The 18020-nt window shown below is 73.8% G+C and carries 21 protein-coding genes; 9 read left to right on the forward strand and 12 right to left on the reverse strand.

Annotation, left to right across the window (positions count from 1 at the left end; all coding sequences use genetic code 11):
• Entirely contained in the window at positions 1–654 is a 654-nt protein-coding gene (locus CTE05_RS08720) for a response regulator transcription factor (protein WP_146845736.1), read from the reverse strand.
• Positions 651–1868 (reverse strand): sensor histidine kinase, encoded by a 1218-nt coding sequence (locus tag CTE05_RS08725; protein WP_146845737.1) that lies wholly within the window; start codon positions 1866–1868, stop codon positions 651–653. Before CTE05_RS08725 ends, CTE05_RS08720 begins: the two co-directional genes overlap by 4 nt.
• Positions 1869–1990: 122 nt before the next feature.
• Here CTE05_RS08725 and CTE05_RS08730 point away from each other — a divergent pair, with 122 nt between their 5' ends.
• Genes CTE05_RS08730 through CTE05_RS08740 form a run of 3 tightly spaced genes read left to right on the forward strand, consistent with a single transcriptional unit; the run spans position 1991 to position 5290 of the window.
• Positions 1991–2758: an ABC transporter ATP-binding protein gene (locus tag CTE05_RS08730; protein WP_146845738.1), complete on the forward strand. Its 768-nt coding sequence runs from the start codon at positions 1991–1993 to the stop codon at positions 2756–2758.
• Positions 2743–4440 (forward strand): hypothetical protein, encoded by a 1698-nt coding sequence (locus CTE05_RS08735; RefSeq protein WP_146845739.1) that lies wholly within the window; start codon positions 2743–2745, stop codon positions 4438–4440. The genes CTE05_RS08730 and CTE05_RS08735 overlap by 16 nt, the downstream gene beginning before the upstream one ends.
• 31 nt (positions 4441–4471) lie before the next feature.
• A complete protein-coding gene (locus CTE05_RS08740; protein WP_146845740.1) occupies positions 4472–5290 on the forward strand; it encodes a DinB family protein in 819 nt (272 codons plus the stop codon).
• Here the strand turns inward: CTE05_RS08740 and CTE05_RS08745 are convergent.
• Together CTE05_RS08745 and CTE05_RS08750 are read right to left on the reverse strand one after the other, a co-directional pair.
• Positions 5218–5997, reverse strand: coding sequence for a MerR family transcriptional regulator (locus CTE05_RS08745; protein WP_146845741.1), 780 nt, complete (start codon positions 5995–5997; stop codon positions 5218–5220). The genes CTE05_RS08740 and CTE05_RS08745 overlap by 73 nt on opposite strands.
• A gap of 1 nt (position 5998) precedes the next feature.
• A complete protein-coding gene (locus CTE05_RS08750) occupies positions 5999–6388 on the reverse strand; it encodes a VOC family protein (protein WP_146845742.1) in 390 nt (129 codons plus the stop codon).
• Positions 6389–6499: 111 nt separating this feature from the next.
• On the opposite strand from CTE05_RS08750, the gene CTE05_RS08755 reads away from it, so the two are divergent.
• Positions 6500–6862 carry a VOC family protein gene (locus tag CTE05_RS08755; protein WP_146845743.1) on the forward strand — a complete coding sequence of 121 codons (363 nt, stop codon included), beginning with the start codon at positions 6500–6502 and terminating at the stop codon, positions 6860–6862.
• On the opposite strand, the gene CTE05_RS08760 is transcribed toward CTE05_RS08755, so the two are convergent.
• The 6 genes from CTE05_RS08760 to CTE05_RS08785 form a co-directional block, all read right to left on the reverse strand.
• On the reverse strand, positions 6863–7678 hold the full coding sequence (locus tag CTE05_RS08760; RefSeq protein WP_146845744.1) for a class I SAM-dependent methyltransferase: 816 nt from the start codon (positions 7676–7678) through the stop codon (positions 6863–6865).
• 51 nt (positions 7679–7729) lie between these two features.
• The gene (locus CTE05_RS08765) at positions 7730–8335 is read right to left on the reverse strand and encodes a leucine-rich repeat domain-containing protein (protein ID WP_146845745.1); all 606 of its coding nucleotides are present in this window, start codon (positions 8333–8335) and stop codon (positions 7730–7732) included.
• 25 nt (positions 8336–8360) lie between these two features.
• Positions 8361–8702, reverse strand: coding sequence for a hypothetical protein (locus CTE05_RS08770; RefSeq protein WP_146845746.1), 342 nt, complete (start codon positions 8700–8702; stop codon positions 8361–8363).
• On the reverse strand, positions 8699–9541 hold the full coding sequence (locus tag CTE05_RS08775) for a CPBP family intramembrane glutamic endopeptidase (protein ID WP_186814800.1): 843 nt from the start codon (positions 9539–9541) through the stop codon (positions 8699–8701). Before CTE05_RS08775 ends, CTE05_RS08770 begins: the two co-directional genes overlap by 4 nt.
• 68 nt (positions 9542–9609) lie before the next feature.
• Positions 9610–10155 carry a PadR family transcriptional regulator gene (locus CTE05_RS08780; RefSeq protein WP_146845748.1) on the reverse strand — a complete coding sequence of 182 codons (546 nt, stop codon included), beginning with the start codon at positions 10153–10155 and terminating at the stop codon, positions 9610–9612.
• Between the two features lie 49 nt (positions 10156–10204).
• On the reverse strand, positions 10205–10792 hold the full coding sequence (locus CTE05_RS08785; protein WP_146845749.1) for a hypothetical protein: 588 nt from the start codon (positions 10790–10792) through the stop codon (positions 10205–10207).
• A gap of 309 nt (positions 10793–11101) precedes the next feature.
• Here CTE05_RS08785 and CTE05_RS08790 point away from each other — a divergent pair, with 309 nt between their 5' ends.
• From CTE05_RS08790 to CTE05_RS08805, 4 genes are read left to right on the forward strand one after another with little or no spacing between them, the layout of a single operon-like run.
• Positions 11102–12169 (forward strand): ABC transporter substrate-binding protein, encoded by a 1068-nt coding sequence (locus CTE05_RS08790; RefSeq protein ID WP_186814801.1) that lies wholly within the window; start codon positions 11102–11104, stop codon positions 12167–12169.
• Positions 12169–13020, forward strand: coding sequence for an ABC transporter permease (locus CTE05_RS08795; protein ID WP_146845751.1), 852 nt, complete (start codon positions 12169–12171; stop codon positions 13018–13020). Before CTE05_RS08790 ends, CTE05_RS08795 begins: the two co-directional genes overlap by 1 nt.
• 32 nt (positions 13021–13052) lie before the next feature.
• Positions 13053–13820, forward strand: coding sequence for an ABC transporter ATP-binding protein (locus tag CTE05_RS08800; protein WP_146845825.1), 768 nt, complete (start codon positions 13053–13055; stop codon positions 13818–13820).
• A gap of 38 nt (positions 13821–13858) precedes the next feature.
• Positions 13859–15172, forward strand: a complete 1314-nt coding sequence (locus CTE05_RS08805; RefSeq protein ID WP_146845826.1) for an LLM class flavin-dependent oxidoreductase — start codon at positions 13859–13861, stop codon at positions 15170–15172.
• 21 nt (positions 15173–15193) lie between these two features.
• On the opposite strand, the gene CTE05_RS08810 is transcribed toward CTE05_RS08805, so the two are convergent.
• The gene (locus CTE05_RS08810) at positions 15194–16687 is read right to left on the reverse strand and encodes an ankyrin repeat domain-containing protein (protein WP_146845752.1); all 1494 of its coding nucleotides are present in this window, start codon (positions 16685–16687) and stop codon (positions 15194–15196) included.
• Positions 16688–16898: 211 nt separating this feature from the next.
• Between CTE05_RS08810 and pdxH the strand changes: the two genes are divergently transcribed.
• Positions 16899–17567, forward strand: a complete 669-nt coding sequence (gene pdxH, locus CTE05_RS08815; protein ID WP_146845753.1) for a pyridoxamine 5'-phosphate oxidase — start codon at positions 16899–16901, stop codon at positions 17565–17567.
• 11 nt (positions 17568–17578) lie between these two features.
• Here the strand turns inward: pdxH and CTE05_RS08820 are convergent, their stop codons facing one another.
• Positions 17579–17998 carry a tetratricopeptide repeat protein gene (locus tag CTE05_RS08820; protein WP_146845754.1) on the reverse strand — a complete coding sequence of 140 codons (420 nt, stop codon included), beginning with the start codon at positions 17996–17998 and terminating at the stop codon, positions 17579–17581.
• Positions 17999–18020 lie beyond the last annotated feature (22 nt).

Below are 18020 nucleotides of genomic sequence, written 5' to 3' on the forward strand. Positions count from 1 at the left end.
TCAGTCTCTCGGCCTCGCGTCGTGCGCGCGGATGGCGAGCTGGACCCGGTTCTCCAGCCCGAGCTTGGTCAGCGCGCTGGAGATGTGCGACTTCACGGTGCCCAGGGACAGGTACAGCTGCTCGGCGATCTCCGCGTTCCCCAGCCCGTCGGCGACCGCCATCGCCACGTCGTGCTCCCGCTGGCTGAGCCCCGCCTCGCGCAGGTCGGGGGCGGCCGGGGCGCCACCCGAGCGGGCGTGCTCGATGAGCTGGCTCAGGACGCTCGGCGAGACGATCGGCTGCCCGTCGGCCGCGGTCCGCACGGCGTCGACGATCTGCTGGGGCGGGGTGTGCTTGAGCAGGAACCCCGCGGCGCCGGCCCGCAACGCGTCGAGGACGACGCCGTCGGTGCGGAACGTGGTCAGCACGATGACGGCCGGACGGGGGTCCGCCGTCAGCCGGCGCAGCGCGGTGACCCCGTCGACGCGCGGCATGCGGACGTCGAGGAGCACGACGTCCGGGTGGGTGCGGGTGACCGCGTCGTCGAGCTCGTCGCCGTCGGACGCCTCCCCGGCGACCGTGATGCCGTCGGCGCCCGCGAGCATCAGCCTCAGGCCGGTCCGGACCAGCGGGTCGTCGTCGACGAGGAGGACGCGGATCGTCCGGTCGCTCATCGCAGCCCGGCCGGGAGGACCACGGTCAGCCGGAACCGCCCGTCGCGGACCGCAGCGTCCATCCGACCGCCCTCCAGCCGCACCCGCTCGGCCAGCCCGACGAGCCCTCGCCCGGCGCCGGGGATCTCCGCGGAGGTCAGCCCGACGGGCACGGCGTTCTCGACCTCGACGAGGAGATCGTCGTCCTGCTCCGCGACGACGACCCGCACGGTCGCGTGGGGGGCGTGCTTGCGGGCGTTGGTCAGTCCTTCCTGCACCGCGCGGAACGCGGTGCGCTGCATCGACTCCCGCAGCCCGTCCGTCGGGACCTCCATGTGGATGTCGACGGACTCGCCCGCCTCCCGCGCCTCGGCGACGAGCAGGGGGATGTCCCGGAGCCGCGGCTGTGGTCGCTCGGTGCCGGGCGAGACCTCGTGCAGCACGGTGAGCAGCTCGCTGAGGTCCTCGACGGCCCGGTGCGCGTTCTCGCGGATGACCACGGCCGCGGCGTGGATCTCGTCCGCGGTCGGCGGGGTGCTGTCGGGGCGGGCCGGGTCGGTGCGGTACTCCAGGGCGCCGGCGTGCACGGACAGCAGCGAGACGCGGTGGGCGAGCACGTCGTGCATCTCGCGGGCGATCCGTTCTCGCTCGTCCCGGCGCGTCGTCGCCAACCGCTCCTCGTAGCGCTCGCGGTCCCGGGCGGCGGACTCGCGCAGACCGGCGATGACCTGGCGGCGAGACCGTGCGAGCAGCCCGAGCGTGAGCGTGAGGGCGTACATCAGCGGGATGACGACCACCCACACGACGAGCTCCATGCCCGGCAGCGGGAAGAGCCAGTGGTAGGGCAGCGCGGTCGCGATGTGCAGCGCGGTGATGGCCACGGAGCTCAGCGGCCGGGAGAGCTTCGCCATCCGGAAGACGCCGACGAGAGTGGGCAGGGCGGCGGTGATCGCCAGCGCGCCCGGCGCCACCAGCAGCAGCCCGACGGCTCGCGGGTACCGGCGTGTCCACCACAGGAGCAGGCACGCGACGAGGCCGAGGACCTGGTCGACCGGCCAGAACCACGCGCTCACGCCCGCGACGTACGACGGGGGGATCAGGAAGGCGTAGTAGTACCAGGACCAGAGCGACGCGGCGAACACGATCCCGTCCGCGATCCACTCGCGGCGGGTCCGGTGCGGTTCCAGCGGCGAGAGCGCGCGTACCCACCGGCGGGCACGCGTCTCGTCAGCCATCCTCCGAGGATACGGAGACGCCGTCCGCCGGCGACGGTCGGCCGGCGACTTCTGGCCGGACGGCCGGGAGGTCTGGCCGATCGACCGAAGAGGACCGTGGACAGGCTGCCGAGACTGGAGGCATGGCAGACGAACACGCACTCGAGCTCATCGACCTCCGCCGGGAGTTCGCGGAGAAGGTCGCGGTCGACGACATGTCGTTGCGCGTCCCGTACGGGTCGTTCTACGGGGTTGTCGGACCCAACGGCGCGGGGAAGACGACCGCCCTGTCCATGGCGGTCGGCCTGCTGCGCCCCACGAGCGGTCGCGCGCTGGTCCAGGGGATCGACGTGTGGGCCGACCCCATCGGCGCCAAGCAGCGGCTCGGCGTGCTCCCCGACGGTCTCGCCCTGCCCGAACGGCTGACCGGCGGCGAGCTCCTCACGTACTGGGGCCGCTTCCGCCGGCTGCCGAAGGACGTCGTCGCGGCGCGCACCGAGGAGCTGCTGCGGATCCTGGAGCTCGACGAGGCCGAGACGCTGGGCACCCTAGTCGGCGAGTACTCGACGGGCATGCGCAAGAAGATCGGCCTCGCCACGGCCCTCCTGCACGCGCCGAAGGTGCTGGTCCTCGACGAGCCGTACGAGGCGGTCGACCCGGTGTCGGCGCGCGTGCTGACGCGGATCCTGCGCCGGTTCACCGAGGGCGGCGGTGCCGTGGTGATCTCCAGCCACGTCATGGCGATGGTCGAGCAGCTGTGCGACCGGGTCGCCATCGTCGCGCGCGGGCAGGTCGTGGCCGACGGGACGCTCGACGAGGTACGGCGGGGGGCCAGCCTCGAGGACCGGTTCGTCGAGCTGGTCGGCGCGCCCGAGGTCGACGAGGAGGAGCTGGCATGGATCGCGAGCTGATCTCGCTGAAGTTCACCATGCTCCGGAACACCACGCCGGGGCTGCGCAAGGTCGGCTGGGTGTTCGGGGCGCTGGCCGTCCTGGCCACCTGGGCCGTCGCCGTGCTGGCGTCCGGGGACCAGGTGCGCGCGTCCGCGCTGACCCTCGTGCTCGCCCTGTGGGGCCTCGGTGCCGCGATCGGACCGGTCCTGACCAGCGGGGCCGGTGTCCTGCGCGCCGACTACTTCGCCCTGCTCCCGCTGCCGCGCGCCGCGCTCGGACGAGGGCTGCTGGTGAGCGTGCTCGTGAGCATCGCGTCCGGCTTCGTGCTGCTCGCCCTCCTCGCGGTCGTCGTCCACGCGCTGGTCGTGGCGCCCGCCACGGTCGTCGTCGTGCTCGTCGGCGCCCCCCTGACCTGGCTCCTCGTCGTGACCTTGTCCCGGCTCGTGTACGGGCTGCTGGGTGCCGCGATGCGGACGAAGCTCGGTGTCGAGATCGCCGGCGTGCAGTTCGGCCTGATGTTCGCGGCCTGGTTCGCCGGCTGGATGATCGTGCAGGTCGCCGTCCAGAGCATCCCGAGGCTGCTGCAGGACGGGCTCCCCGAGGGGCCGATCACGACCGTGGTCGACGCACTGCCGACGTCGTGGACGGTGCTCGCCGTCGACGCCGCTGCGGGCGGGGACTGGTCGCGCGCAGGGCTGCTGCTCCTGGCGCTCGCCGCCGTCGACGCCGTCCTCGTGCTGGCGACGGTCCCGCTGCTGGTGCCGCGCGGCGCGGCCGTCGAGAAGCGCCGCCGACGCCGCCGTTCCCCGGGCCTCGTCGCCGGTGGCGGGATCCTGCCCGCGACGCAGACCGGGGCCGTCGCGATGAAGGAGGTCCGGCAGTGGCGTCGCGACGCGTGGCGTGCCCTGGAGAGCAGCACCGCCGTGTGGACGGGCGCCGCGATCGGCGTCTTCGCCTACCTCGGGGGGTACACCGCACCTGCTGCGCCGTTCGCCGGGCTGATCGTCGCGTTCATGCTCGGCCTGAGCGGGTGCAACCTCTACGGGCAGGACGGGTCGGCCGTCTGGCAGAACGTCGTCGGGCAGGACGAGACGTCCGTGCGGTCCGACGTGCACGGCCGGCAGTGGGCGATGCTCATCGTGTTCCTGCCGCGCGCGATCGTCGTGACGGTCCCGTTCCTGCTGCTCACGCAGGCGTGGTGGACGGTGCCGGTGCTGCTCGCGGCGATCCCCGCGGTCTTCGGCGCCGCAGCCGGCGCCGCGATCCTCGTCTCGGCGCTGGGGGTGTCGCCGGGCGTCGACCCGCGCCGGCGCCGGGGACCGAACGATGCCAACGGCAACATCGCCCTGCACGTCTGGATCGTGCTCCTGCTGGTCCCGGTGACGGTCCTGCCCACCGCCGGGATGATCGTCTGGTCGCAGGTCTCCGGGGAGCCGGCCCTCGTCGTCGGCGCGGTGGTCGCGGGGCTGCTCAATGGGATCGCGGTGGCGTGGGCCCTGGCGCGCGTCGCGATCGGCTACCTGGCCACGCGGATGCCGGACGTGTTCAGCCGCATCCGGTACGGGCAGGTCTTCCGCCGGTCCGACGACGACGCCGGGCTGCTGTCGTGGATCGAGAGCACGACGCTCAAGGGCGAGCAGGACCTCGCGAAGCAGAAGCAGAAGCAGCGGGAGGCCCGGCTCGCACGTGCGGGGCGGTGACGTGTCGGACCCCGGTCCTAGCGTGGTCGCCATGAGCGACGAGGTGCGGTTCGACGACGCCGACCTGCGGGGCGCGCGTTTCCAGATGGTGGACCTGACCGGCGCGACGTTCCGGTCCGTCGGGTTCCACGGCGTGGTCATGCGCGGCGTCGAGATCACCCGCACGACCATCGACGGGGAGATCGAGGACGTCGTCATCAACGGCGTCGACGTCGCCCCGCTGATCGAGGCGGAGCTGGACCGCCGGTTCCCGGACAGGGTCCTGTTCCGGCCGACCACCGCCGACGGGTTCCGGCAGGCGTGGGACGTGAACGAGCGGCTGTGGGCCGCGACGGTGGAACGTGCCCGGCGGCTGCCGCCCGAACAGCTGCACGCGTCGGTCGCCGAGGAGTGGTCGTTCATCGAGACCCTGCGTCACCTGGCGTTCGCGTCGGAGTCGTGGGTGGGCCGCGGCGTCCTCGGTGACCCGACCCCGTGGCACCCGCTGTCCCTGCCGTGGGACGAGATGCGCCCCCGCCCGGGCGTCCCGCGGGACCGCGCCGCGCGCCCGTCGCTCGACGAGGCGCTCACCGTCCGGCTGGCCGCGATGGCGCTCGTGCGCGGGGTGGTCGACGGCCTCACCGACGAGCAGCTCGACGTCCAGGGGGAACCGCTGGTCGGCCCGGGCTGGCCCGACGAGGGCGACTCGTTCACGCCGCGCCAGTGCCTGCGCATCGTGCTCAACGAGGAGTGGGAGCACCGCCGGTACGCCGAGCGGGACCTGGCGGTGCTGGAGGCTCAGGGCAGCGGCGCCCAGAACGACCACGGCTCACCCTCGGGTCCGAGCGCCCCGTACTCGCGCACCCCGTAGGGCTGGTCGGCGGGCGGGAACGTGACGGTGCCGCCGCGCGCGACGACGGCCTCGTGGTGGGCGTCGACGTCCTGGACGGTGACGACGAGCATGCCGGTCGCGGCGCCGAGCGTGGCCGGGGACGCGAGCCCCCACTCGGGCGCGACGCGGTGGAGCATGACGACCCCGTCCGCGGTGCGGACCTCCGCGTGCACGACGATGCCGGTGTCGTCGCGGTGCAGCGGTCCCGGCTCCAGGCCGAACACGTCGACCAGGTGCCGGTGCGCGGCCTCCAGGTCGGCGTAGACCAGCACCGCGATCCGGCGCAGCGGCTCGGTGGCGGCGACCGCGGTGTCCTCCAGGACGGCCAGGAGGCGCCGGCAGACGTCCTCGTCGGCGGAGCCGTCGGCGGGGACCACGGTGAGCCGGTGCAGCAGCCGCTCCATCCGCAGCACCTGGTCCTCCAGCGTGGCCAGGTGCGTGCGCAGGGCGCCGTCGAGGGTCCACGTCGGGTCGTCGAGGGCCGTGGCGATGTCCTCCAGGGACGTCCCGAACCGGCGCAGCACGCTGATCCGGTAGAGCCGCTCCACCTGCTCGCGCCGGTACACCCGATGGCCCGCGGGCGTGCGGTCCGGCGTCAGGAGCCCGATGTCGTCGTAGTGGTGCAGCGTGCGGACGGTCAGGCCGGAGACGTCGGCGAGCTCGCCCACCCGCCACTCGTCGGCCATCTCAGGACAGCGGCGAGTGGATGGCCCAGCGGTGGCCGAACGGGTCCACCAGCCAGCCGCGCTTCTCGTCGCCCTGGTCCGACGGCTCCCGGTCGACGGTCGCACCGGCGGCGACCGCGGCCGCGTACACCGCGTCGGCGTCGTCGACCCCGAGCACGACCGCGCACGAGCTGTGCCCGAGCGTCGCCGGGGCGTAGGCGCCGTAGTCGTGGAACTCGTCGGACAGGTAGAAGGGGTTGCCGGCGATGGTGAGGGCGGCGAAGCCGATCTTCCCATCAGTCTCGTCACGCTCCGACTCCTGCAGGTTCTCCTGCGCACCGAACGCCGCCGTGTAGAACGCGATCGCCGCCGCCGCGTCGTGCACCGTCAGGTACGGGACCAGGCTCGTCATGCTCGCTCCTCGGCTCGGGCGGCGCACCGTCGTCGCCGCTTGCGCCTGACGCTAGGCCCTCACGTCACGTGAGGTGCAAGGGGTGTGGGTGGCTGCCCCTAGCGTCGTGGCATGGCTCCGACACACCACACCCTGGACTACGTCGAGATCGCGGCGCCGGACCTGCCGGCGGCGATCGACTTCTACTCCCGCGCGTTCGGCTGGGAGTTCACGCCGTACGGCCCCGACTACGCCGGCATCCGCTCGTCCGACGGCGACGGCGAGGTCGGCGGGCTCAGCGCGCACAACACGCCCGGTACCGGCGGCCCGCTCGTCCTGCTGTTCTCCGAGGACCTCGACGCCACCGTCGCCGCGGTGGTGGCAGCCGGGGGGACCGTCGTCAACGGCCCCTACGACTTCCCCGGCGGCCGCCGGTTCCACTTCCACGACCCGGCCGGCAACGAGCTGGGCGTCTGGGCGTCGGCTCCGGAGTAGTCAGCGGGCGGCGCGGGTCGCCACGGTGAGCAGGTGCGGGCTCAGCCCGAGCAGGCTGGGTTCCGCCTCGATCACGCGTGCCGCGTCGAGCACCGCCTCGCGGCGGGCGTCGCCGTCGTCGAACGCGGACGCGAGCGGCTTGATCCAGTGGCCCATCCCCTCCACGCCGACCGTCTCCCGCACGACGAGACCGGCCTCGGTCGCCTCCGCCGGGAGCTCCTCCGGTCGGTGGAAGTAGGCGGTGGTGAACCAGCGCGGGTCCCCGGTGGGGTTCTCGTGCACGCCGGTGGCCAGGTCCTGCTCGACGATCGTCCGGAACGCGGGGTCGAACAGGTACGACTGCGCGAGCCCGTCGAACAGGGACGCGAACCGGGTGATCGCCATCGCGATCACGACCCCACCGGGCACGACGACCCGCAGCGCCTCCCGCCAGGCGGCCAGCCGGTCGGCGCGGTCGGTCAGGTGGTAGAGCGGACCGAGCAGGAGGACGGCGTCGACCGACGCGTCGGGCAGGGGGAGGGCGCGGGCGTCGGCCACCTGGGCGGTGAACCCGTCGACGGACCCGAGGCGTTCGGACGCCCGCGCCACGTGCCCCGGCAGCAGGTCGACGAGGTGGACGGCGTGGCCGTCGTCGAGCAGCCACTCGGAGTGCACCCCCGTCGCGCCGCCCACGTCGAGCACCCGCGCTGCCGGCGGCAGGTGACGCCGGACGACCTCCTGCACCCGCGCCAGCTCGAGGCGGCCGAGGCCCTGGCGCAGACGCGTGTCCTCGTCGAACGCCGAGTCGTAGTGGTCGTGGATGGCGGGCTGCTCCATCGCGACAACGTACGAGCGCGCCCCGGCCGGTGCACGGGGATATCCGTCAGGTCACGACGCCGCTTCCCGGTCGGCCGTCTTGCCGTACCTGTCCAGGTACTCGTCGAACAGGTCGGCCTCCCGTCTCCTGGCGAAGCTGGAACTCAGGTAGGCGACGGACGGCTTCTGGAGGAGGGGCAGCAGGTCGTCCGGGGTCAGGGCCGTGTCGACGAGCGCCACCTCCTCCAGGTGGGGCACGTCGATGAGGAACGAGATGTCGGACAGACCTTTGCACCCCCAGATGCGGAAGGTCGTCAGGTGGTCGAGCCGCCGCAGGTCAGGCAGGACGAGCGCTCCTCTGGTGTTGAGGATGTGCAGCTCCTCGACCTGCGTGAGATCCGCGAGGAAGTCCCAGCCCGCCGCCGACCGGAACTCGTTGAGGAAGAGACTCCTGAGCGTGCCGACCTCCGCGAGGGCACCAGGGTCGGCGACCTTGACGTTGATCAGGCCCAGGCTCTCGAGCAGTGGCAGGTCCGTCAGGAACGCCAGGGACGGGAGCTGCGCCCGCCAGAGCTCGAAGGCACGTCTCGAGGTGTATCTCCCGACGAGGAGCTCCGACTCCGAGAAGCTGCCCTCGGCGACGACGGTGCCCTTCACGATCCGAACGTTCTTCGACACGGGTGGTCCTCCGGGGGAGCGGCGGTCAGCCGACGAGCTCACGGGCGGCCACGACGAGCAGCAGGACCACCATCACGACCGGGCCGAGCGCCGCCAGGACGACCGTGGTCCGGGTCCGCGCCCGGGGCGCCCACCCCCGCCGGGCCTGCACGAGCGCGATCGCCAGGGCGGGCAGGGACGGCACCAGCGAGGACATCAGGAGCGTCACCGCGCCGAGGGTGCCGAAGGACTGCGGGTCCCGGGCACCCTCGACCGCGAACACCGCCGCGAGGACGACGCCGGTCGCCCCGACGGCCGCGAGCAGCAGCGCGACCCAGCTGAGAACGCTCGCCCAGGGAACGCGTCGCGCCGCGGCCTGCTCGGTCATGCAGGGACAGTACCGGCGGCCTCGCGTCCCCAGCGCCGGTAGACCACGGCTGCGGTGAGGATCAGGAGCGGGAGCACCGCGAGGCTCTCGGGGCGGACGCCGAAGAGCAGAGGCGTGTCGATGACGACGACGTCTGCGGACAGCAGCGGCCAGGCCACGGCGTTGGCCATGCCGTGGCCGAGCACAGCGGGCCAGACGCTGCCGGTGCGGTCGCGGGCGACCCCCCAGATGACCGCCATCGCGAGCACCGCGACGGAGAACATCGGGATCTGGACCGCCAGGGGGAGCGTGGTGTACCCGTCGCCGAACGCGACGATGTAGGGCACGTGCCACACGGCCCACAGGACACCGACCGCGAGGTGCCGACGCAGCGCCGGGACGCCCAGCGCGGCGAGCCGGGGCTCCAGGTACCCCCGCCAGCCGAACTCCTCGAACGCCGCGAACGTCAGGCGGGCGACCAGCCCGGTGGCGAACAGCACGGCGAACCGCTCGGCCGCGCCGGGCGCCAGGTGCACGTCCCCGACGAGTGCCCCGAGTGCGAGCGGGACCGCGAACAGCACGGGGAACAGCAGCAGCGCGACGGCGTACCAGCCGCGCTCGCGGCCGAGGCGCAGGCCTGCGTCGGCCCAGCCCTCGCGGCCGATCGTGCGCAGGCCCACGGCCAGGAGGATCGGGCTCATGATGAACAGGAGGGCGCCCGCGCTGGTCTCCGGGTCCGGCGACGACGCCATGACCAGGCCGCCGAGCGTGGACAGGACGAGGACGCCGACGGCGTAGACCGTCACCCCGCGGCGGGTCACGGGCCTGCGGGTGCGGGGGACTGCTGCGGTCGTGGACATGGTGGGGCTCCTTCGGGCGTGGGGCATCGCCCGGCCGCCGGGTGGCGGTCGGTGGTGGGGCGGGTGGCTCAGTCGGTCAGCTCGGCAAGCAGGTCCTGGGCCCAGTCGAGCTCGGCGCGCGCGTGCACGAGCCCGTTGGCGAGGGTCGCGAGACGCAGGCGCATCTCGAGGGTGGGCGTGATGCCGGCGGCCGCGAGCGCCTGCTCGGAGGCGACCCGGGTCTGCTCCAGGACGGCGGCGAGCTCGCGCGCCTCCGCGGCACGTTCCTCCAGGACGGCCCGCACGCGGTCGGTGCCGAGGCGGCCGACGAAGAACAGCCGCACCAGGAACACCTCCCGCGACGGCACGTACTCCACGGGTGCGGCGAGCCAGGAGTCGAGCTCGGCCAGGCCCGCGTCGGTGATGGAGTGCTCGCGCCGGTCGGGCTTGCCCTCTTGCGGGATGGTCCGGACGTCGACGAGGCCCTCGGAGGCCAGGTGGCCGAGCGTGCGGTAGATCTGCGCCTGGTCGGCCGGCCAGAAGTGCGCGACCGACTCCTCCATGTGCTTGCGCAGGTCGTAGCCGGACATCGGGGAGATCGAGAGGAACCCGAGGACGGCGTGCTTGAGGGACATGCACCGACCATAGGGGACCTGTCATCTATAGGACAAGTCCTCTATTGGCTCAGGAACGGACGAGGGTCACCTCGGCGTGGGCGCTGGTCCGCGCCAGGCGGGTGTCCGGCTGCTGGGCGAGCGCCAGGGCGGCAGCGCCGAATCGTTGCGCCTTCACGGTCCCGGAGGGGCGGGCGACCGTGACCTGTGTCGTGGCCCGGCGGAGCGCGGACCAGACCGTGCGGCACTCCGCGGTGAGCTGGTCGTGCAGGGCCTGGCCGGTGTCGAGCATGTTCCACCGCACGGCCAGGCGGCCGCTCTGGAACCGCCCCCCGACGTAGTCCGGCAGGTGCGTGCTGGTGAGGTACTGGATGATCGCCACCGACCCCCGGTCCCCGACGTGGACCCCGGGGAGCGGCACACAGCCGGCCGGCAACGCCCCCAGGGGCAGCGGGAGGAACGCCTGGACCCGGCCGCAGTGCAGCGCCTCGGGCAGGGTCGGGTGCAGGTGGGTGTTGCCCGGAACCAGCGGGCCGCCGTGGCTGCACCTCCATGCCGCCTGCGGCACCAGCTCGCGCAGGGCCGCGTCGAACACGACCTCGTCGTCCGGCTCCATCCACAGCTCGGTGCTCGTGGTGCGGTTCCCTGCCTCGCGCATCTGCCACCTCGTCCTCACGGCCTGCGCAGATCCTGGCAGAACCCGGGGTCTCACCATCTGGAAACCTCGCCGGTCACTGTTGTCACACCCCGACCGCACTGGCATGGTCCCGCCCCATGTCCACGAGTCGCGTGACCGACCGCGCAGCCCTGCTGCGCCTCGTCGTCGACCCGTCGACCAGCGGTGCCTGTCAGCCCTGTCGCTGACCTCTCGCCCGCACGACCCCGTCGCTCCGGGGACACCTGACCGCCTGCCGTGCCGCCTCGTCGCGCCCACGGCACCCCCGTCATGCCATCGAAAGGCTCCACCATGCGTTCTCGACCCCTGTCCGCCGTCGCCGCGGCCCTCCTCGTGGCCATGTTGGCGGCCTGCTCCGACGCGGCCGCCACCCCCGCCACCAGCACCGCCCCGGACGCGACGCTGCCCACCACGGTGCCCGCGGGCACGACGCTCGTCGTCGGCGACCCGAGCATCCAGGTCGCCGTCGAGCTCGCGGGCGACGACCTCGACAGCGACCTCGGCTTCGACATCGAGTGGGCCAACGTGTCCGGCGGGCCCGCCACGACCGAGGCGTTCCGCGCCGGGTCGCTGGACGTGGGCGCCGTCGCGGACATCCCACCGATCCACGCGACGTGGACCGGGCTGGACGTCCGGATCGTCGCCGCGTCGTACCGCGAGGACTGGGAGGAGAACCCGATCTACTCGTTCGGCGTCGCCCCCGGCGTCGAGGGGGTGAAGTCCCTGGAGGACTTCGAGGGCCACCGCATCGCGTACAGCCCGGGGCAGGCCCAGGGGGCGATCGTCCTGCGCGCGCTGGAGGAGGCCGGCCTGACGACGGACGACGTCGAGCTCGTCGAGCTGCCCAGCACCGGCGACGTGTACCCGACGGCGCTCGCGGCCAAGGAGGTCGACATCGCGCCGCTCGGTGGCGTGCAGGTCGCCCGCTACCTCGACAGCTACGGCAAGGACGGCGCCCACACGGTCGAGCACGGGCTCCGCGACGACCCGAGCGTCCTCTACTCGCCGACGTCGACGCTCGACGACCCCGCCAAGGCGGCCGCCCTGCGCGCGTACGTCCGGCTGTGGGCGGCGGCCAAGCTCTGGATCCACGACCACCCGGAGGAGTGGAAGGCCGGGTACTACGTCGAGGACCAGGGGCTGAGCGAGGCCGACGCGGACTACCTGGTCGAGCACGCGGGGATCCCGGACATCCCCGCCGACTGGACCGAGCCGATCGCGCGCCACCAGGAGACCGTCGACCTGCTCGCGGCGGAGACCGGCAACGAGGTCCTCGACGCGGCGGACCTGTGGGACCTGCGGTTCGCGCCGGTCGTCGCCGAGGCCGTCGAGCAGTACCGCGCCGGGGCGGAGGGCTGATGTCGACGCTCACCGCACCGCGCGCGCTCGTCGCACCGCGCCCGACAGGGACCACCCGGATCCGACGACGCACGACACGGCGGCTCGGACCGGGCCGCACCCTCCCCGGCGGCGCCGCGCTCGGCCTCGTCGCCCTCCTGGCCGTCTGGACGATCGGCAGCGCGACGGGCTTCCTCGACCAGCGGACCCTCTCCGCACCCTGGACGGTCGTCACCACCACGGGCGAGCTGCTCGAGCAGGGTCGCCTGCAGGAGAACCTGGCCGTCTCCGCGCAGCGCGCCTTCCTCGGGCTCGCGCTCGGCATCGTGCTGGGCACGCTCCTGGCGCTCGTGTCCGGCCTGAGCCGGTGGGGCGAGGCCCTGATCGACGGTCCCGTGCAGGTCAAGCGGGCCATCCCGAGCCTCGCGCTGCTGCCGCTGCTCATCCTGTGGCTCGGCATCGGCGAGACCATGAAGGTCGTCACCATCCTGCTGGGCGTGTTCGTGCCGGTGTACATCCACACCCACAACGGGCTGCGCACCATCGACGCCCGGTACGTCGAGCTCGCCGAGACGGTCGGCCTGTCGCGGTGGGAGTTCGTCCGACGGGTAGTGCTGCCGGGCGCGCTGCCCGGGTTCCTGCTGGGGCTGCGGTTCGCGGTGACGGGGGCGTGGCTGTCCCTCGTCGTCGTCGAGCAGATCAACGGCACCGCCGGCATCGGCTACATGATGGAGCTCGCGCGCACGTACGGGCAGACCGAGATCATCGTCGTCGGCCTGGTGCTCTACGGCGTCCTCGGCTTCGGGTCCGACGCCCTGGTCCGACTCGTGCAGAGGAGGGCCCTGACGTGGCGTCGCACCCTGGCCGACTGAGGGTCCCCGAGCGTTCGGACGTCCCGCCGCCTGTGCACGGCGTCCTCGCCGACGAGCGCACGACGACGTCGGACGGCACGGTCGTCGTGCGCGACCTGGTCCGCGCCTACGGGCTGGGCGAGGGCGACGGTCGCGTGCTGCGCGGTCTCGACCTGTCGATCGCGGCAGGCGAGTTCGTCGCGATCCTCGGCCGCAGCGGCTCCGGCAAGAGCACCCTGCTGCGCGCCCTGGCCGGCCTGGACCACGACGTGCACGGCACCGGCACGATCGCCGTGCCGGACCGGGTGTCGGTGGTCTTCCAGGACTCCCGGCTGCTGCCGTGGGCACGGGTGCTCGACAACGTGATGCTGGGTCTGCGCGGCCCGCGCGTCCGGGAGCTCGGGATCGAGCGGCTGGCGGAGGTCGGGCTGGCGGGCCGCGAGCGCGCGTGGCCCACCGAGCTGTCGGGCGGCGAGCAGCAGCGCGTGTCGCTGGCACGGTCGCTGGTCCGCGAACCACAGCTGCTCCTGGCCGACGAGCCGTTCGGCGCGCTCGACGCGCTCACCCGCATCCGGATGCACGGTCTCCTGCGGGACCTGTACGCCCGGCACGAGCCCGCGGTCCTGCTGGTCACGCACGACGTCGACGAGGCGATCGTCCTCGCCGACCGCGTGATCGTGCTGGACCACGGCCGCATCGCCCTGCACGTGGAGGTCGGCATCGACGGCCCCCGCGACACCACCGACCCCCGCTTCGCCGACCTGCGCGCGCAGCTCCTCGCCGCGCTCGGCGTCCCCCTGACCGAGAGGACCCACCCGTGACCCACCGACCCGGACCCCTGCACCTCAACGCGTTCCTCATGAGCACCGGCCACCACGAGGCGTCGTGGCGGCTGCCGGAGAGCGACCCGACGTACCTGTCCACCAACATCGCCTACCTGCAGCGGCTCGCGCAGACCGCCGAGCGCGGGAAGCTCGACTCGATCTTCTTCGCCGACGGTCCCGCGCAGAGCCGTGACGTGGGCCGGCGTCCGGCGGGCACGCTGGAGCCGACGGTCGTGCTCGCCGCGATCGCCGCGGTCACGCAGCGGATCGGCCTCATCGCGACGGCGTCCACCACCTACAACGACCCGTACAACCTGGCTCGCCGGTTCGCGTCGCTCGACCACATCAGCGGCGGCCGCGTCGGCTGGAACGTCGTGACCACGGCGTTCGTCGAGGCGGCGCGCAACTTCGGTCTCGACGAGCAGCCGCCGCACCACGAGCGCTACGAGCGCGCGGCGGAGTTCCTGGAGGTCTCGCTCAAGCTCTGGGACTCGTGGGAGGACGACGCGGAGGTCGGCGACAAGGAGGCGGGCGTCTGGGGCGACTCGTCGCGCGTCCACCCCATCGAGCACGTCGGCCGGTACTTCTCGGTCGCGGGAGCGCTGACCACGCCGCGGTCGCCGCAGGCGCACCCGCTGCTGGTGCAGGCGGGCTCGTCGGAGGACGGCAAGGACCTCGCCGCGCGGTACGCGGAGGCGGTGTTCACCGCGCAGCAGACCCTCGAGGACGCACAGGCGTTCTACACCGACCTCAAGCGGCGGGCCGTCGAGTGGGGCCGCGACCCCGCCACCGTCCTGGTGCTGCCCGGCATCGTGCCGGTCATCGGCGCCACGGAGGCCGAGGCACGGGAGAAGGAGGACGAGCTCGACCGCCTCATCACGCCCGAGTACGCCCGCGTGCAGCTGGCCAAGACGCTCCGGGTGGACCCCGACGACCTGCCGCTGGACCGCGAGCTGCCGGCCGACCTCCCGTCGGAGGACGAGATCGAGGGCGCCAAGAGCCGGTACACGCTCATCGTGAACCTGGCCCGGCGCGAGCGGCTCACGGTCCGTCAGCTCATCGGGCGGCTCGGCGGCGGGCGCGGTCACCGCACGTTCTCCGGCACGGCCGTGCAGGTCGCCGACGCCATCCAGGACTGGTACGACCACGGCGCCGCCGACGGGTTCAACATCATGCCCGCCGTGCTGCCGTCGGGGCTGGAGGACTTCGTCGACGACGTGGTCCCGATCCTCGTCGAGCGCGGCCTGTTCCGGTCCGAGTACGCAGGGACGACCCTGCGGGAGCACTACGGCCTGGCGCGTCCGGCCAACCCGCACACGCTCGCCCGGACGGAGGTGGCCGCCCGATGACCCGCCCGCCCGGTCGCTGACTCAGAGGCCGTCGAGCAGGTCCGCCGCCGACGCCTGGCCGAGGTGACGCGCCCACTCCAGCGGGGTCGCGCCGAACCGGGCGTCCCGCAGCGACGGGTCGGCCCCGAGGCTCAGCAGGAGGGCGGCCAGGTCGGCGTCCCCCGAGCTCGCCGCGGCGTGCAGTGCGGTCTCCCACCGCTCCTCGACGGGGACGTCGTGGCGCCCGTACGCGTTCACGTCGAACCCGAGGTCCGCCAGCAGGGCGACGGTGTCGTGCCGACCGCGCGCCGCCGCCCAGACCACCAGCCCCGGTCGCTCCCGTCGTGCCTGCGCGACGACCGCGTCGCCCAGGGCCGCCACCCGGTCCCGGTCGCCGAGCATCGCCGCCTCGACGAACGCCTCCACCGGTGCCGCGTCGACAGGCTCCGCCCCGAGCGACACCAGGAGGTCGACCATCGCGCGGTCGCCGCTCGCGGCGGCCAGGCCCAGCGGGGTCGGCGCGGGCGTGCCCGAACGGCCGCCCGTCGGCCACGCGCCGTCGTCGAAGGGGGCGTGCAGGTCCACCCCCTGGTCTGCGAGCAGCCGCACCCGCGCGAGCTGCCCGTGCTGCACCGCCCAGCGCAGCAGGTCGCGGAGCAGCCTCGTCGGCTCGTCGACCGTCTCCGGTCCCAGCCGCCGCCGCCAGACCCCGCCGTCTCCGCGGCCGAGGCCGTGCTCGAACAGCAGGACCAGGTGGTCGTCGTCGGTGCCGAACATGCGGTTGTACAGGGTCTGCCCGTCGTTCGGCTCGGCGCCGCGGTCGAGCAGCAGCCGGGCGAGCGCGATCGACTCCGGGTGGCGCGGCTGGCTCACGGGACCGCCCTCGCCCTCGCCGAACACGCCGGTGAGCAGGGTGAACAGGGTCGGCTCCCCGTGCCAGAGGTAGCCCTCGTCCGGGTCCGCACCCGCGTCGAGCAGCAGCCGGGCCGTGCCGACGGGGTCGCCGCCGCCGACGCGTGAGTAGGCCAGGTAGGCGAGCGGCCGCCAGCCGTGCGGGCCACCACCGCGGCGGGCCAGGCCCGGGTCACGGTCGAGCAGGCGGGCGACGACCTCCCGCCGGGACGCGGCCGCGGCGGCCCAGATGTCGTCCTCGACGAGCTGCGGGTTTGCGACGAGGAGCGCCCGTGCCTCGGCCCAGCGGTCCGGTCCGTCGGTGCCCGCGTACGTCAGGCACGCGAGCCGGCAGAACTGTGCGGGCGCCGACCGGTCCTCGTCGGTGGGGACCCAGGTGTGCGCGGCCCGGGCGTCGAGGTGGTGGCGCAGCCGAGGCCAGCTCGGGAAGCCGTACTCGCGGGCTACGACGAGCTGTGCGGCGCTGAGCCGGAACGTGGTCAGGTCGGTCGGCGGGTCCGGGTGGTTCCGCGCGATCCGCTCGGCGGCCTGCGGGTCCCCGGCGACTGCGGCGCGCTGCAGGGCGCGGGCCTGTCGGCGCAGGTGCCCGAGGTCCGGGCGGGCGGGCAGTGACAGGGTCGCCACGGCGACCTCCTCTCGTCGCCCGAGGTCCGCGTCGTCGGGCCGAAAGGAGGCGGAGGGGTGCAGCCGTCTCACACCCAGTGGGCTGCGCCCTGCCCGCGGACCGGTGGCTGCCTGGAAGCCACGGCCAGCGTAGCCCGCGAGACGGGATCCGATCGGTCGACGTACGCTCACCAGGCCCGGGCAGCGGACCGGCCGAGCGAGGGGTGGCAGTGTGCGCAGCGAGTACTCGGGCGAAGGGCTGAGCGAGGACGACCTCGCGCCGACGCCGCTCCAGCAGGTCCGCCGGTGGGTCGCCGAGGCGCACGCCCGGCACGCCGAGCGGGGTGACGTCGTCGAGCCGACGGCGCTGTCGGTCGCCACGGTCGACGCCGACGGCCACGCGAACGTCCGCACCGTCCTGATGCGGTTCCTCGACGAGCGCGGGCCGGGGTTCGTCACCGACCTCGGCTCGGCGAAGAGCAGGGAGATCACCGCCACCGGATCGGTCGCCGCGTCGCTGACGTGGCCGGCGATGTTCCGCGCGGTCCGGTTCCGCGGCCGCGCGGTCCCCGTGGGTCGCGACGAGATCGTCGCCTACTTCGCCACGCGCCCCTGGGGCTCACGCATCAGCGCGTGGGCGTCCGACCAGTCGCAGCCGATCGCCGACCGGGCGGCGCTGGTCGCTTCCTACGAGCGGTACGCCGCGCTCTACCCGGACACCGGGTCGGCCGACGACGTCCCCGTGCCGGACGGGTGGGGCGGCTGGCGGGTCGAGTGCGACGAGGTCGAGCTGTGGGCGGGCCGGCGCGACCGGCTGCACGACCGGCTGGTGTACACGCGCGTGGCGGACGGCGACCTGGACACCCCCGAGGCGTGGACCGTGCACCGCCGCCAGCCCTGAGCGCCCGACCGTCAGGGGGCCCGTCGCCGCCCGGCGGCCGTCGTGCGCTCCTGCTCCCCGGACATCGTGCCGACGAGCCACAGCCGCCAGGTCAGGAACTCCTCCACGCGGTCGGTCTGCCCCGTGCGGCGCAGCAGCGCGAACAGCTCGTCGGCCACCTCGTCCGCGCGGTCGTCGTGCGTGACGACGAAGCCCTCGACTGCCTCGCGCAGGTGCCGAGCGGCGTCGTCGGTGCGGCCGCGCGAGGCGTCGAGCCGGCCCAGGAACCAGAGCACGTCGGCGGCCGCCGGCACGTCGCCGAGCTCCAGGTACGCCTGGACGGCGCGGTCGGCGTGCTCGGCGGCGGCGTCGGACGCGTCGTCCCCGCCCTCGGCCAGCAGCCGGCGCGCTGTCGCCAGGTCCGCGTCGGCGGCGGTGCGTTCGTCGGTCATCGGTCTCCTCAGCGGCAGGCGG

Origin of the sequence: Cellulomonas terrae, from assembly GCF_007990265.1 — a bacterium.
Lineage (GTDB): Bacteria > Actinomycetota > Actinomycetes > Actinomycetales > Cellulomonadaceae > Cellulomonas > Cellulomonas terrae.

Bases quoted from the DNA above. Each gene is read 5' to 3' on its own strand.
- CTE05_RS08775 (WP_186814800.1), bottom strand. From the start codon at position 9,541: ATGTCCACGACCGCAGCAGTCCCCCGCACCCGCAGGCCCGTGACCCGC.
- CTE05_RS08720 (WP_146845736.1), bottom strand. From the start codon at position 654: ATGAGCGACCGGACGATCCGCGTCCTCCTCGTCGACGACGACCCGCTG.
- CTE05_RS08735 (WP_146845739.1), top strand. From the start codon at position 2,743: ATGGATCGCGAGCTGATCTCGCTGAAGTTCACCATGCTCCGGAACACC.
- CTE05_RS08745 (WP_146845741.1), bottom strand. From the start codon at position 5,997: ATGGCCGACGAGTGGCGGGTGGGCGAGCTCGCCGACGTCTCCGGCCTG.
- CTE05_RS08770 (WP_146845746.1), bottom strand. From the start codon at position 8,702: ATGACCGAGCAGGCCGCGGCGCGACGCGTTCCCTGGGCGAGCGTTCTC.
- CTE05_RS08790 (WP_186814801.1), top strand. From the start codon at position 11,102: ATGCGTTCTCGACCCCTGTCCGCCGTCGCCGCGGCCCTCCTCGTGGCC.
- CTE05_RS08740 (WP_146845740.1), top strand. From the start codon at position 4,472: ATGAGCGACGAGGTGCGGTTCGACGACGCCGACCTGCGGGGCGCGCGT.
- CTE05_RS08805 (WP_146845826.1), top strand. From the start codon at position 13,859: ATGAGCACCGGCCACCACGAGGCGTCGTGGCGGCTGCCGGAGAGCGAC.
- CTE05_RS08750 (WP_146845742.1), bottom strand. From the start codon at position 6,388: ATGACGAGCCTGGTCCCGTACCTGACGGTGCACGACGCGGCGGCGGCG.
- CTE05_RS08785 (WP_146845749.1), bottom strand. From the start codon at position 10,792: ATGCGCGAGGCAGGGAACCGCACCACGAGCACCGAGCTGTGGATGGAG.
- CTE05_RS08730 (WP_146845738.1), top strand. From the start codon at position 1,991: ATGGCAGACGAACACGCACTCGAGCTCATCGACCTCCGCCGGGAGTTC.
- CTE05_RS08755 (WP_146845743.1), top strand. From the start codon at position 6,500: ATGGCTCCGACACACCACACCCTGGACTACGTCGAGATCGCGGCGCCG.
- CTE05_RS08780 (WP_146845748.1), bottom strand. From the start codon at position 10,155: ATGTCCCTCAAGCACGCCGTCCTCGGGTTCCTCTCGATCTCCCCGATG.
- CTE05_RS08795 (WP_146845751.1), top strand. From the start codon at position 12,169: ATGTCGACGCTCACCGCACCGCGCGCGCTCGTCGCACCGCGCCCGACA.
- CTE05_RS08820 (WP_146845754.1), bottom strand. From the start codon at position 17,998: ATGACCGACGAACGCACCGCCGCCGACGCGGACCTGGCGACAGCGCGC.
- CTE05_RS08760 (WP_146845744.1), bottom strand. From the start codon at position 7,678: ATGGAGCAGCCCGCCATCCACGACCACTACGACTCGGCGTTCGACGAG.
- CTE05_RS08725 (WP_146845737.1), bottom strand. From the start codon at position 1,868: ATGGCTGACGAGACGCGTGCCCGCCGGTGGGTACGCGCGCTCTCGCCG.